Below are 13,887 nucleotides of genomic sequence, written 5' to 3' on the forward strand. Positions count from 1 at the left end.
CCATATGGCGTTGATGTTGAGCCGCAACTTGTAAGAGTGCCTGTGAGGTAATTCTCAAGCCTTCTACACTATCTTTGACTTCGCTAATTCCTTCGCGCATTTCGCTAACGCTCGAAGAGAGTTCGTCGAGCATTTCATCAGTCCATCGCACAACTGCCATTTTTTTGCTCCTTTTTGTTTTAGACTGGTTTCTATTCTATCGTTAATTATCATTGCGTCGAATCAAGTAACGGACTTCTTCAAGGAGAATATTAAAACGCTCGTCATTTTCCGCTTGACGTTGTCGCTGTTCCATTTTAGCTTGACGTTCTTCCCTTTCAGCTTGACGTTCTTCCATCTGTTCCATATGGCGTTGATGTTGAGCCGCAACTTGTAAGAGTGCCTGTGAGGTAATTCTCACTATCTTTGACCTCACTAATGCTTTCCCGTAGCTCACTGATACTTTCGCGCATTTCGCTCACGCTCGAAGAGAGTTCGTCGAGCATGTCATCAGTCCATCGCACAACTGCCATTTTTTTGCTCCTTTTTGTTTTAGGCTTGTTTCTATTCTAATACAGCACTTCGTGGAGTAATCGGTAATGGAAAACTATTTTTGATGCTATAGCGCCGATTTTTAAAGCATTTTATGGGAATTCCCTCAAAATAAAAATTTAGCTGTTCCAACCCAAATCTGATTCACTTATCCCCCGTTGCTAAAGACAGTTTTCAAAGGCACTCCTAGCCACCCTTCAAAGTTTTTCAGTTGCAGGGATAAAGGATTAGGTAAAGGAGTCAGATAATAAGACGTAGGCTTAGGTTCGGCTAAGGTGACGGTTACAGTTTTGAGTTCATCTCCATGGAAGAGAGTTAGGGTCATCGAATCTCCAGGATTATAATCTTTTAAGCGATCGCTCAAGTCATCTGCACTGACTCGCAACCCGTCTAAGGCTAATAGCTCATCTCCCGGATCAATGCCGATAGTATAGGCAGGAGAATGGCTCTCGACATATTTAACCCGATTCCGTCCCTGTTCTGCTCTAACGGTGATTCCGAGGTGGGGAATATCCGGTGATTTAATTTCAGCTTTGAGTTGTAAACCAAAGGGTTTCAGATAAGTGTTAAACGGCAGATCTTCGGTGGTATCGAGGGCTTTATAGAAGAAGTCTTCTAAGGACATATGGGCAACGGATTCAATGGTGGAGAGCAGTTGCTGCGGGGTATAACCGGTTTCCGTTTTGCCAAAATTGTCCCACATTTGTGCCATCACATCATCGAGCGATCGCCGGTTTTGATGATGAGCGCGAATCATTAAATCGAGAATCAAGGACACCAACTCGCCTTTGAGGTAATAGGACATTTGATTATTACGGCTATTGGCATCGGAGCGATAGAGCTTAATCCAAGCGTCAAAACTCGATTCATGTAGGGGTTGAATCCAACGACCGGGGGTATTTTGATAGCGGGTGATTTCCTTGCTCAATTCGTTCAAAAAATGTCGAGCGTCATAAATGCCTGCTCGCAAGGGAATTACCAGGTCATAATAGGAGGTTGCTCCTTCACAAAACCACAGAGATGAGGTATAATTTTCTTGGGTGTAGTCATAGGTTTCTAGTCCGCTGGGGCGCAACCGTTTGACATTCCAAAGGTGGAAAAACTCATGGGCAACCAGTTGCATGAATGAGGCGTATTTTTCCCGTTCGCGAAAACTAAAGCGGTCGAAAATCAAAGAGCAAGAATCTTTGTGTTCGAGTCCGCCTCGACTGCGAGCCAGGTGGAGGATAAAAAGATAGCGATCGTAGGGGAGTCCGCCAAAGAGTTCGGATTCAACTTCAATAATTTTTTCAATATCATTAATGGCACTTTCTGCGGGAAGATTTCCTTGGCCCCAAACGGCTAATTCATGGGTTTTGTTTAGGGTTTGGAAATAATAGATAGCATGGGTTCCAATTTCAAAGGGGCTATCGAGGAGGTGATCGAAGTTGTTGGCTTGAAAAATAGCACTCTCTCGCCCAACTTTCGGGAGGGCAGTACTAATCTTCCAAGTCGTATCCGGAACGAGGATTTTTACCTGAATGGGTTGTTGTTCCATGCCAAGTACCTGGAAAAACAGGCAAGTCCCATTAAAATAGGCATGGGAGCTATCTAAATGGCTGGTGCGAACGGTGAGTTCATTGGCATAGATGCGATAAAACACGAAAACATCTGAAGTATTTTCTGTCTTAATTTGCCAATGGTTTTTACTCTTTTTGTGATAAACCAAAGAACTTTGTTCTAAGTCATGAACTTGAAATTCTTGTAAATTCTTAGCATATTCTCGAACCAAGTATGAACCAGGACTCCAAACCGGAAATAGGAGGTCAAGGTGGTCAGCTTGCCAACCGGAAATACTGAGGGTAACGTCATAGAGGTGGTTGCTCGGCTGGGGCATAGCCACTTGATAGGCGATCGCCACTTGATGCTCATCAGAGCGCGTCGGTTGAGGGATAGAGGTTTGAGTCATAGTCGTTAAGAACAGATAAAAATAGACATCAGGAAATTGAATTAACCCATTCCGGCTAAATGGTTGAGTTGCTTTTTGTTAATTAAACACAATCGGTTTTCTTCAGTATGGATCGCAATCCATTTTTTTTCTTGCAACTTTTCCATAATTTTCTGAGTTTCTTGTAAGCCGATATCCGAGACATCCGCTAAATCTTGAAAGGCAACATTAAAAATGACTACTCCTCGTTGAGTGTCGAGTCCATACTCTTCGGCTAACCGAATCAGAGTATTGGCCAGTTTAACGGCAGGCGGTTGGTTTCGCAGTTGAAAGCGAACATTATTTTGCCGCAGACGGCGAACCATCAACTGCAACATGCGATGATGGAGCTGGGAATCATTAAACAGAGCTTGAATAAATCGCTGGGCTGATACGCTCATCAAGGTAACCGGACAAAGGGCAATAACATCAGTGGAGCGGGGAGATTCATCTAAAATCGCCATTTCTCCAAAAAAGTTACCCGGGCCGAGAACAGCGATCGTCATATCATTTTTATCGGACAGACGGCGGACTTTGACCCAACCCGATACAATAAAAAACACCGCATTTCCCCAAGCATCTTCCATTAACACCGCTCGTTGGGCAGGATATTCATGCTCTTGGGCAATAGACAATAGGCGATCGAGGGTCTCCGGGTTGGCGGTATTGAATAGGGGAAATCGTTCACTAAATTCTTCAGTAGTCAACATGAAAGGTGTTGGCGTTAAGCTTAACGGAAGGGGTTAGAGGTAGACCCAGGGGTGGGGAAGGACAGGATGGAGTTGACTGCTGATTGGCTAAATTGGGCTAGAGACAATCTGAGTAGCAGTCGTTCTATCCTAATTAATTCTATCGGTTGGTGGGCAGCACGAGGCGATGGAATCAAGTATGAGGGGTCGCCCAGATTATCTAAAAATGTGTAGGAATGTTGCAAAACTTCAAATTTGCGCTAGGATAATCCTTAAAGTCGCCGTCAAGGGCCGAGGACAACTCATTGAGTGGATCGAGCGGCACAAAAGCGGTGCATTTCCAACAGGTGAGAGACAACAGCAAAGCATTTTTGGCTTTACCAGCTTAGTCTCAACCGAAGCGATCCACTGAATGAAAAACTCCATGGGCAATAAGCCAACAATTGCGATCGCCCACTTGGGCTGTGAAAAAAACCGAATTGACACCGAACATATGCTCGGTTTGCTCGTTCAAGCAGGCTACGGCGTTGATTCAAACGAAGAGTTAGCCGATTATGTCATTGTTAACACCTGTAGTTTTATCCAAGAGTCTCGACAAGAATCGGTTCAAACCCTCGTCGAACTAGCAGAGGCTGATAAAAAAATTGTGATTACGGGCTGTATGGCCCAACACTATCAAGAAGATCTCCTCGATGCCCTACCGGAAGCGGTAGCAGTCGTCGGAACAGGGGACTATCATAAAATAGTGGAGGTGATGGAACAGGTGCAAGGCGGCGATCGCCCGATCGCAGTTTCCGCCAATCCAACCTACATCGCCGATGACCAAACCCCTCGCTATCGGACAACCACCGAAGGGGTTGCCTATCTGAGAATTGCCGAAGGATGTGATTATAAATGCGCGTTTTGCATCATTCCCCACTTGCGTGGAAAGCAGCGATCGCGCCCCATCGAATCCATCGTTGCTGAAGCCCAAAAATTAGCAGATGAAGGGGTTCAAGAACTCGTCTTGATTTCCCAAATTACCACCAACTATGGAGCCGACCTTTACGGGAAACCCCAACTGGCTCAACTGCTGAGGGCACTTGGACAGGTCGATGTTCCTTGGATTCGGATGCACTATACCTATCCGACTGGCTTTAGCCCAGAAGTAGTTGCCGCTATCCGAGAAACCCCCAATATTCTGCCTTATCTCGATTTACCTCTGCAACACTCCCATCCAGATATTCTTCGGGCTATGAATCGCCCTTGGCAAGGTCAGGTCAACGACCAAATTATCGAAAACCTGAAACAAGCGATCCCTAACGGAGTCTTCCGAACCACCTTTATTGTTGGTTTTCCGGGTGAAACCCAAACCCACTTCGATCACTTGTGTGACTTTGTAGATCGTCATCAATTCGATCATGTTGGCGTATTTGCCTTTTCTCCCGAAGAAGAAGCCCCCGCTTCTGGCTTTGACAACCCAGTTCCGGAACCGGTCAAAGAAGAGCGCCGCAATCACCTAATGGAGCGACAACAACCCATTTCCCTGAGCCGAAATCAGGCTGAAATCGGTAAAACCGTCGATGTGCTGGTTGAAGGAAGTTTCCCAGACACCCAAAATTTAATCGGTCGCTGTGCCCGATTTGCTCCAGAAGTCGATGGTGTTGTGTACGTCAGACCCCAAGGAAATTCGGAACCCCTAGGAAAACTGATTTCCGTCAAGATTACAGATGCGGATGCTTATGACCTCTATGGCGATCAAGTTTAGAGCCAGACCTCAACTGCGATCGATAACTGTCCCATGGCTGTGTAAATTACGCTGACATCGGACTTAAAATTTCCACTCATATTAAGGAGTATTAATGACTGTTTCATTTCAAGAACTCGGAATTTCTGACAATCGTGCCCAATACCTAGAAAGCATTGGGTTTGTTGAACCCACAGAAATTCAAACCAAAGCCATTCCCCATTTGCTTCAGAATCAAGATGTGGTTGGCCAAGCGCAAACGGGAACGGGTAAAACCGCGACCTTTGCTCTGCCGATTTTAGAGCGGCTCAATCTTGAACAGCGCAACCCCCAAGCTTTAATTCTGACCCCAACGCGGGAATTAGCTGAACAAGTCCGCAAAGCCATTCGCGATCTAACCGGAGATAAACGGATTCGGGTGACCGCTATTTATGGTGGGCAGTCCATTGAGCGCCAGATCCAACGGCTCAGAAGTGGAGTGCATATTGTAGTAGGAACCCCAGGACGGGTGATCGATCTGCTTGAGCGCAAGGAGTTAACCCTCCAAGACCTCTCTTGGGTGGTTTTGGATGAAGCCGATGAAATGTTGAATATGGGCTTTATTCAAGATGTGGAGAAAATCCTCTCCCAAGTGCCCACAGAGAGACAAACGGCCTGTTTCTCCGCTACCATGCCCCCCTCTATTCGTAGTTTAGTGCAACGGTTCCTGAAATCACCGATTACGGTAACCGTTGAACAACCCAAAGCTGCTCCGGTTCATATTGAACAAATTGCTTATATGATTCCGCGCGGATGGACAAAACAACGGGCACTGCAACCGATTCTGGAAATGGAAAGCCCGGATTCAGCGATTATTTTTGTGCGTACTCGTCGCCAAGCGGCTGAGTTGACCAGTCAACTGCAATCGGCTGGCTATAGTGTGGATGAGTATCATGGGGATTTGAGCCAATCCCAACGGGAGCGCTTAATGACTCGCTTCCGCCATCGCCAGGTGCGTTGGGTCGTGGCAACTGATATTGCAGCGCGAGGCTTGCATGTGGACGACCTGTCCCATGTGATTAACTACGATTTACCGGATAACCTGGAAAATTATGTCCACCGTATCGGGCGGACGGGACGTGCAGGTAAGGATGGTACGGCGATTTGCTTGGTACAATCCTTTGAGCGCCGTAAACTGACTCAGATTGAACGGTATATTCGTCAACGGTTAACCGTGAATCGGATTCCAACTCGCGCCCAGATCGAGGCTCGTCATATTGACCGTCTGCAAGATCAAGTCAGTGATGCCGTAACTGGGGAGAGAATGGCTTCATTCTTGCCTTTAGTTGCCAGGTTGAGTGAAGAGGGCTATGAACCCCATGCGATCGCCGCTGCTGCTCTGCAAATGGCTTATGATACCACTCGTCCCGCTTGGGCACAAACCGACTATGATGCCACGGAAGATGATGTTAAATACAGTACTCCTAAGCCGAAGCTGGCTAAACGGAATCGGAATGCATCTTCCATGCGTGATAAGCGCGAAGACCGGGTTGGAGCGAGTGAACAATCCTAAACCAGCAGTTCAGTAGTCACAGTACAATCAGGGAGGCTTAGGTTGAAAATAGTTCAGAAGCTACCCTGGCCCTCCCTGGCCATCTTATTAATTTCTTATACCAGTTTTGCGGCAGCCCTGCCCCCTCTGAATTGGTTAGATGAACCTCCGTCATTCTCGGCGGAGGTTCGTCTTTGGATTCTGGCAACCCTATTAGCGCTGAGTTTTACGGCTTTGCTCACGGCTCCTTTACGGCAACTCAAAGAGGGGATGGTGAAGGGATTTCAAAGTGATTTAGGGTTATTGTTAGGAGTGGTGACTCTGGGCTTTTTCTCTGTGTTAATTTTATCCCGAATTCATGTGTTTTATCGGGGCTTTGTTCTGCTGTGTTCGGGGGCATTGGCTCGCCTAGATTTACAAACGTTAGGGTTTACGGAGTGGCAAGCCTTTTTTATTTTAGCCATCACCTCTGTTTTAGGCTTAATCGTGGGTTGGATGATGGCCTATTTGAGTTAATTTAGAGCAGGCGAAAGATAAAGGGATAGCGATAGGATGTTTCGGGTTGGCTTAGGCAATGGGCGATCGCCAAAACGGGTAAGATCACACTCATAATTTGCAATAGTCCCAACAAAGGCCAACCAATTAACACAATGGTGAGTACGCCAAAAATGATTTCGTATAACCAGACATTAAAGTGGAAATTGAGGGACTCTTTGGCATTCTGCTTGACAACCGGATCGTCGGAGATCACAGAAATGGCGATCGGTACTCCCACCGAAACCCACAATAAACTAAAGAAAATAGAGCCTTGACACAGAGCAGAAAGTAACTTGCGCTTATCTGGATCGTACATTATTCTCTCCACTGACTTGAATTTCTACATTCATAGTAATCAATGCCCTCAATCAGCTTCCATACGGATTACCGTCTGCTCATGAAGAATGAGATGGTTGTATAGCAGAGAAGGTCTTGGCTAGGATGCAAGGAGCTTAGAGCAACGTGTTATAGCCCGTACAATTAGAATTTAAGGTTTTTGAAGATGCGGTGGTTGATGTAGTCAAAGCGGATCTAGTGGCGATCGCCAGATGATATCAAGTCCGATTAAACCGCTATAATTGCCAATCATCGTAGGGTGAGCAGGAGAAGTCCACTATTGATTCAACTGCGACAACTCTATGTCCTGCCCACCCTAAGCGCTACTTTATTTCAATGGATTACCCGGACCTGAGATGAGACTTTATCTTATTCCCTTTATCTATAGCAAACATTTAAGGATTTATAGCGCTTTGCCCTAGGGAATAAGAAATAGGGAATAGGCTTTTGGTACATAGCTTTGAGGGTTCAACACTGTCCCTCATAAGGCAAGCAAAGCGCTGTAATATTAGATAGAGTCCAAACAATTACCATCTTTTAAGATTCTTAGGAGTCGATCTTCGAGCTTCAAATTGTCTGTATAAATGCTCCCTGGTATTTTAATACCGTTTAAATTAATGTAAGAAAAATTAATGTCATTCATTTCCATTTTAGTAAAAGTAGATGCTGTAAAATCGACACCACTAAAATTGACCCGAGAAAAATAAACATCATGCATTTTCGCTTTAGTAAAATCAGCTCTGGTTAAATTGGCACCGTAAAAACCAATATCATACCAAAGAGCATTACTTAAATTAACTTCTCTCAAATCCGACTCTTTTATTGCTGATTCCCATAAAGTTGTTCTTTTGAGATTCGCTCCTCTCAAATTTACTCGATTAATTTCAACTCGTTCTAAATCCATAAAACTAAAATTAACTCCACTTAAGTTCATCCCTTCACCGAACTGGAATAAGGACTCTAAATCATCATTATTGACATACTTAAAATTGGAATCACTCAAATCAAAATCTTTAAAATCTACCTCTTTGTCATAAGAATCAAACCACAAATTAATTCCAGAAAACATTCTTTCTCCTCTCCCATGTCTAGCAATTAATTCTTCAATACTCATTATTCTTTTCTTCCAAACCGATTGTTCTATATTGGTGAGTTCCAAGTTTTTTGCCTTTCTCCAACTTGAGTCAACTAAAAACGTTTCTTCTAGATTAGATCCAGTTAGATCGGTCTTGATTAAATTAGCTTCGCTCAAATTAGCTCCCGTTAAATTGCAGTTAGTCAAGTTAGCATCATCGAGATCTGCTCTATACATTTGAGCGTCATTGAGATCTGAATTAGTTAGATTGGCATCACTTAAACGAACTTCCTCAGCGTTCGCCTCTTGTAAATTGACTTCCTTTAAACTAGCTCTGCTCAAGTTAGCACACGTTAAGTTAGATCCCTGAAGATTGCACCGATCTAAATTTGCATGTTCCAGATTTGCATGTTCCAGATTTGCTTCTTGGAATTGCGCTCCTCTTAAATCAAACCCTTGTAGATCAGCCTCAGTTAAGTCAACTCCGACAAAATCTCTTTCTCCATCTCCATAACGTTCTCTTAGTTCTTTGACATCCATAGTGTTATCCGCTAAAATATAAAAATATAGAGAATATAATTATACCATAAAAACGCCACTTCTATGAATTATGATAATTGTGTTTACCGCAAACCAGGGGTTATTATCAATTTGCGAAATGCTGAGGATATTGCTCTATGCCAAGGGACAAGGTTTCCTCTTTCGATGACATTCAGAGAATTATGCGATTTCCATAACGCTTTGGCTGGAACGACAAGCCATAACTCCTTCGCTGAAAGGGAAGATCTAATTGGTAAAATGTGTTTCGCAATTCGCGAAGAAGATCGGAAAGTGATGGATTACGATCTCACCTTGGGCGAAGCTAATATTGAACCCGGAACTGAGTTTATTTTGGCTTTTGAAGGGGAAGAAATTAAGGATAGCGATCCGCCCCAAGTTCAGCTAGAAATTAAAAATTTATTTTCTCCAGAAGTCGCCCTACTTTCTAGATGGAAACCAGCGCAAACAGATGAGGTTTACTTACCAATGCAGTTAACGGTTGGCGCTCAAAATAGAGAAGAAAAGGTCACTTTTTATTTTGTCGTAGCGACTCCGAAGGGCTTCCAAACACAGTTAAACGAGACTTGGAAAGATTATGTTGTTATCAAAGAAACAGCTTTCTTGATAATAGAGAACTATGAATGGAATCAATTCTACAAATTTGTTTCTGATATTGTTAAGTCTTGCCGAAGGAGAAGTTGGGATAATTGTGTCTCGCTTTTATCTGCTGTCTTTAGAGATAACTAGTATGATGATTACGATGACAATACTCTTTTTGATGATGACAATTTTATTGATGAAGATTGAATGGCTCGCGCTCTAGCCGAAACGAGCGGTAAAGAAGATAACGAACGAGGCTTAGTCCTGCGCTATCATACAGCGCTTTGCGCTGCTATGAGGGACAGTATTGAATCCTTAAAGCCATATACCACAACCCTATTCCCTATTCCCTATTCCCTAGCGCAAAGTGCTATAAAGCCAGTGGTTTCTGGGTTCCCATGACCGATGATGGCGGCTTTGTTACCATTGAGAAGAGAGGAGTGCCACAAGAACTGAATCCGGACAATGAGATTTACCAGCAAGAAGACGAGAGTTATTATCAGGATTACAGAAATATATTCAAGATAACTTTATGGGGCAAGATAAACCCTTAATCTTGCTTCCTGAATGGATAACGAATCTACCATTACCCATTACTGCGCGTAGCCCTATATCGCTATCCGAAAGCCAAACGTATTACCTCGATAGTTCGCCCACAACATATTACGATGAGCCGAACGGCAATTGAGCAACTGATTACTCCAAGAACCCCCACGTATGACTTTTAATTCCGGTTGATCGCCAGATAACCAAGATTCTCCGTTATTGGGTGCAAGATTGTAGGTGTTGTGCCAGTGGTCATTGCACCATTCCCAGACATTACCATGCATATCATACAACCCAAATCGATTAGGGTTAAAACTTCCGACTGCCCTAGTTTTAAGCTCTCGTTCTGAGGGATTAGGCAGTTTGTAATTGGCTAAGTCAATGGTTAGCGTTTCACCAACATGAAATGGAGTTGTACTTCCGGCGCGACAGGCATATTCCCACTGAGCTTCTGAGGGTAAGCGATAGTTTCGTCGAGTGTGGGAAGAGAGTCTCAAACAAAATTCCTGTACTTCATCCCAGGAAATTTGTTCAACGGGTAAATCATCTCCTTGGAAATGAGATGGCTTAGATTCTAAGCGAAGGTTGATTTGTGGAAAAGAGGCGACTCTATGCCATTGGGCCTGGGTAACCTGAAATTTCCCTAAATAAAAGGGAGCAACTGTGACTACATGTTGCGGACTTTCATCAGATTCTTGGTTGTCTTCATCCCCAGGAGAACCCATCAGAAAGGTGCCTCCGGGTATAGAGACCATTTCTAAACAAACTCCATCCCCTAAGTCTTCTTGAAAAGATTGGGCTTGGCAATTCTGGCGCTCAAGGACTTCTCCACGATGATTAACAGTAACGACTTCAAAGTTAAATGTTGAGCATTTTGGCAGTTCATGATTAGAGAATTTTTGTAAGTCCTCCTCGTGCTGAGAAATTTCTGTGGGATCATCAGGGTTAGTCTTGGCTGACGATAATTCAAACTCAGGTGCAGTTAAGTCAGAATTTTTAACGACTTCAACGTTAAATGTTGAGCGTTTTGGAATGTTAGAAATGGGAGCAGGAGATAAATCTAGTTCGGTAATAAGTGTGGGATTATCTGGGGCAATGGCAGCAGGAAAAATAGGATGGGTTTCTTCAGGTTGCAAGTTTCTGAGAGGATTCGGTTCAGCAATCGGAGGAGGTTTGGAAATTAAGGGAGATGAGAGGGCGTTTATGGCTTCTAGGGCTTCTGCTCCGTAGGAATAGCGATCGCCGAAATGATAGCAGACCATTTTCCCTAAAACTTCCTCAAACTCCTTCCTCACGGAGGCGAACTGTTTCCATAATATCTCTTCAGTCTCCGGGTCTTTCGGGAGTTCTGGCAAAGATTTTCCCGTTAAGGCTTGAATCGCCATGACTCCCACGGCATAAATATCACTACTGAACTTCGGACGACCGATCGCCTGTTCGCTAGGCATGTAATTGGGAGAACCGATAATCACCGATACGGGAGTCTGGGACGTTCTTCCAGTCGAAGGGTGAACCTGGGAAAGGGTTTGCTTAACTGCACCAAAATCAATCAGAACCAGTTGGTTATCGAGCGATCGCCGGATGATATTACTCGGTTTTAAGTCTCGGTGAATCACTCCCTGTTGATGAACAAAATCCAAAGGAGTCAAAATATCTCTTAACAAGGCGATCGCCCGATCTTCCTGCCAGGGTTGTCCCTCTCGGATCTCAGAGGCGAGTTCATGACCCTGAATATACTCTTGAACTAAGTAAAATTCCTCCTCTTGTTCAAAAAAGGCTAACAAACGGGGGATTTGGGGATGTTCTCCCAACCGTTGTAAGATTTGAGCTTCAGTGGTGAACAACCGCTTGGCGACTTTTAGAGCATCCGGGTCATCCAATTGGGGTTTGAGTTGCTTAACCACACACAGAGGATGACCCGGGAGGTGATGATCTCTGGCAAGAAATGTTTTGCCAAACCCCCCTTGACCGAGTTCTTGCTCAATTTGGTAGTGACCTGCTAACACTTGTCCCATAATCTGGGGTGTTGTTAATAAAATACCCCATCTAGAATAGCGCAGAACACTAAGGAGGCAATAGGCAGGAATCGCAATAGGCAATAGGGTATTGGTGTGTGCCGAAAAACAGTCCCTACTCATTATTCCCTATCTGTCATTTGACTCGAACCTTTCTAGAGAGAGCCGTAAGTCGCTCAGATGATACTGAACCATATTTTCTACAACGGTTTTAATTGCTTTCATCGGTGCAACTTTGTCATACATCGCAATCGTCACTTCATTAATACTATGGGGCCCCTCAGAGAACTGCTGAATAATTTGTGCCAAAATAATCTGTAGTTCTTCCATCGCAGGGAATCGCTCCACTCCAGTACCGAGTAGAGGAAATGCAATACTTTGAAAACCCTCTTGATTGGCCGTCTCTAAGCAAGTTTGCACTGCTTGTTGAATCGTTGATTTATAGATATTTTGGGAAAGAATGGACAAATCAGAAGCGAAATTCATCACTGCTGCATGATAAATCTTCTCTGCCCATAGGTAACCTGCGGTTGTCGCTGCGATCGCCCCTAATTTTAAAGGTTGTAATGTTTGGGCTTCTTTATACACTTCAATTCCACCAATGGAACGAATTTGTTTAGAAACGCCTACCCCCATAGTTAAGTAAGTATCGTCTGAGCTAACAATCACATCAGCCGTCAGATTAGTAATATCTCCTTGATAGAGTTTGATTGATTTGCCTTGTACGCCTAATTCACAAATCCATAATCCCCCCCATTGATCGCGTTGATTGATCGGTTGAAAGGTTACTGGTTGTGATGATTCTGGACGAATAGAAGCAGAAAAAGACACAACGGTGGGAGAGTCAGGGGAAACGGGTTCCGCTTTGGGAATCGGAGAAGGAGGGGAAGTTGGGGAAATAGAGAGGGAATTGACGGCTTCTAGAGCTTCTGCGGCGCAGGAGTAGCGATCGCCAAAATGATAGCGTACCATCTTCCCTAATACAGCCTCTAACCCTGAACTCACGGATGCCAATGGTTGCCAAAGAATCTCTTCAGTCTCCGGATCTTTCGGGAAGTCTCTAGGCAATACTCCCGTTAGGGCTTGAATCACAATAATCCCCACCGCATAAATATCACTGCTGAATTTCGGGCGACCGATTGCCTGTTCGCTGGGCATGTAATTGGGAGACCCGACAATGACCGATAAGGGAGTCTGGGCGCTTTTATCCATTGAAGGGGTTAATTCTGAGAGGGTTTGCTTGACTGCGCCAAAATCAATCAGAACCAATTGGTTATCGAGCGATCGCCGGATAATATTACTCGGTTTTAAGTCCCGGTGAATCACCCCCTGTTGATGGACAAAATCTAAAGACATCAAAATATCTCTTAACAGGGCGATCGCTTGACGTTCATCCCAGGGTCTACCCTCTTGAATCTCCTGCGTTAGCTCATGACCCTGGATATATTCTTGGACAAGATAAAACTCCTCCTCTTGTTCAAAAAATGCCAACAACCGGGGAATTTGGGGATGTTCTCCCAAGCTTTGTAAGGTTTGAGCTTCCGTTTTGAACAAGCGCTTGGCGACTTTCAGAGCATGGGAGCCGTGCAATTGGGCTTTAAGTTGCTTTACCACACACAGAGGATGACCCGGGAGGTGATGGTCTCTAGCCAGAAACGTCTTGCCAAACCCCCCTTGACCCAATTCTTGCTCAATTTCGTAGTGACCGCCTAACACTTGTCCTATAGCTTGGGGTGTTCTTGATGCAATACCCCATCTAGGATAGCTTAAAATGATTAACAGAATTAGAACAGTT

At 44.4% G+C, this 13,887-nt stretch carries 11 protein-coding genes and 1 pseudogene; 5 read left to right on the forward strand and 7 right to left on the reverse strand.

The window, feature by feature from the left end; all coding sequences use genetic code 11:
* Nucleotides 1-202: 202 nt before the first annotated feature.
* The 3 genes and pseudogenes from J7529_RS24795 to J7529_RS17460 form a co-directional block, all read right to left on the reverse strand.
* Nucleotides 203-512: pseudogene (locus tag J7529_RS24795) on the reverse strand (hypothetical protein).
* A 167-nt stretch (nucleotides 513-679) separates the two neighbouring features.
* Nucleotides 680-2,479, reverse strand: a complete 1,800-nt coding sequence (locus tag J7529_RS17455; protein WP_318730030.1) for a M61 family metallopeptidase — start codon at nucleotides 2,477-2,479, stop codon at nucleotides 680-682.
* Between the two features lie 41 nt (nucleotides 2,480-2,520).
* Nucleotides 2,521-3,204 carry a Crp/Fnr family transcriptional regulator gene (locus J7529_RS17460; protein WP_413038914.1) on the reverse strand — a complete coding sequence of 228 codons (684 nt, stop codon included), beginning with the start codon at nucleotides 3,202-3,204 and terminating at the stop codon, nucleotides 2,521-2,523.
* A 406-nt stretch (nucleotides 3,205-3,610) separates the two neighbouring features.
* Here J7529_RS17460 and rimO point away from each other — a divergent pair, with 406 nt between their 5' ends.
* The 3 genes from rimO to J7529_RS17475 all read left to right on the forward strand — a co-directional run bounded on the left by rimO (nucleotide 3,611) and on the right by J7529_RS17475 (nucleotide 6,959).
* The gene (rimO, locus tag J7529_RS17465; RefSeq protein WP_413038915.1) at nucleotides 3,611-4,933 is read left to right on the forward strand and encodes a 30S ribosomal protein S12 methylthiotransferase RimO; all 1,323 of its coding nucleotides are present in this window, start codon (nucleotides 3,611-3,613) and stop codon (nucleotides 4,931-4,933) included.
* 94 nt (nucleotides 4,934-5,027) lie between these two features.
* Nucleotides 5,028-6,464, forward strand: a complete 1,437-nt coding sequence (locus J7529_RS17470; protein WP_318730033.1) for a DEAD/DEAH box helicase — start codon at nucleotides 5,028-5,030, stop codon at nucleotides 6,462-6,464.
* Between the two features lie 42 nt (nucleotides 6,465-6,506).
* Entirely contained in the window at nucleotides 6,507-6,959 is a 453-nt protein-coding gene (locus J7529_RS17475) for a hypothetical protein (protein ID WP_271939816.1), read from the forward strand.
* Between the two features lies 1 nt (nucleotide 6,960).
* Here J7529_RS17475 and J7529_RS17480 read toward each other — a convergent pair whose 3' ends face one another.
* On the reverse strand, nucleotides 6,961-7,296 hold the full coding sequence (locus J7529_RS17480; protein WP_318730034.1) for a DUF4870 domain-containing protein: 336 nt from the start codon (nucleotides 7,294-7,296) through the stop codon (nucleotides 6,961-6,963).
* A 528-nt stretch (nucleotides 7,297-7,824) separates the two neighbouring features.
* Nucleotides 7,825-8,931 (reverse strand): pentapeptide repeat-containing protein, encoded by a 1,107-nt coding sequence (locus J7529_RS17485; RefSeq protein WP_318730035.1) that lies wholly within the window; start codon nucleotides 8,929-8,931, stop codon nucleotides 7,825-7,827.
* Nucleotides 8,932-8,994: 63 nt separating this feature from the next.
* Here J7529_RS17485 and J7529_RS17490 point away from each other — a divergent pair, with 63 nt between their 5' ends.
* Both J7529_RS17490 and J7529_RS17495 read left to right on the forward strand, forming a co-directional pair.
* Nucleotides 8,995-9,678, forward strand: coding sequence for an Imm8 family immunity protein (locus J7529_RS17490; RefSeq protein WP_318730036.1), 684 nt, complete (start codon nucleotides 8,995-8,997; stop codon nucleotides 9,676-9,678).
* Nucleotides 9,679-9,738: 60 nt separating this feature from the next.
* Nucleotides 9,739-9,933 carry a hypothetical protein gene (locus J7529_RS17495; protein ID WP_318730037.1) on the forward strand — a complete coding sequence of 65 codons (195 nt, stop codon included), beginning with the start codon at nucleotides 9,739-9,741 and terminating at the stop codon, nucleotides 9,931-9,933.
* A gap of 206 nt (nucleotides 9,934-10,139) precedes the next feature.
* Here the strand turns inward: J7529_RS17495 and J7529_RS17500 are convergent, their stop codons facing one another.
* A complete protein-coding gene (locus J7529_RS17500) occupies nucleotides 10,140-12,215 on the reverse strand; it encodes a bifunctional serine/threonine-protein kinase/formylglycine-generating enzyme family protein (RefSeq protein WP_318730038.1) in 2,076 nt (691 codons plus the stop codon).
* A gap of 6 nt (nucleotides 12,216-12,221) precedes the next feature.
* Nucleotides 12,222-13,808, reverse strand: coding sequence for a serine/threonine-protein kinase (locus tag J7529_RS17505; protein WP_318730039.1), 1,587 nt, complete (start codon nucleotides 13,806-13,808; stop codon nucleotides 12,222-12,224).
* Nucleotides 13,809-13,887: the final 79 nt, after the last annotated feature.

It is taken from the genome of Roseofilum sp. Guam (genome assembly GCF_017746735.1).
Taxonomy (GTDB): Bacteria; Cyanobacteriota; Cyanobacteriia; order Cyanobacteriales; family Desertifilaceae; genus Roseofilum; species Roseofilum reptotaenium.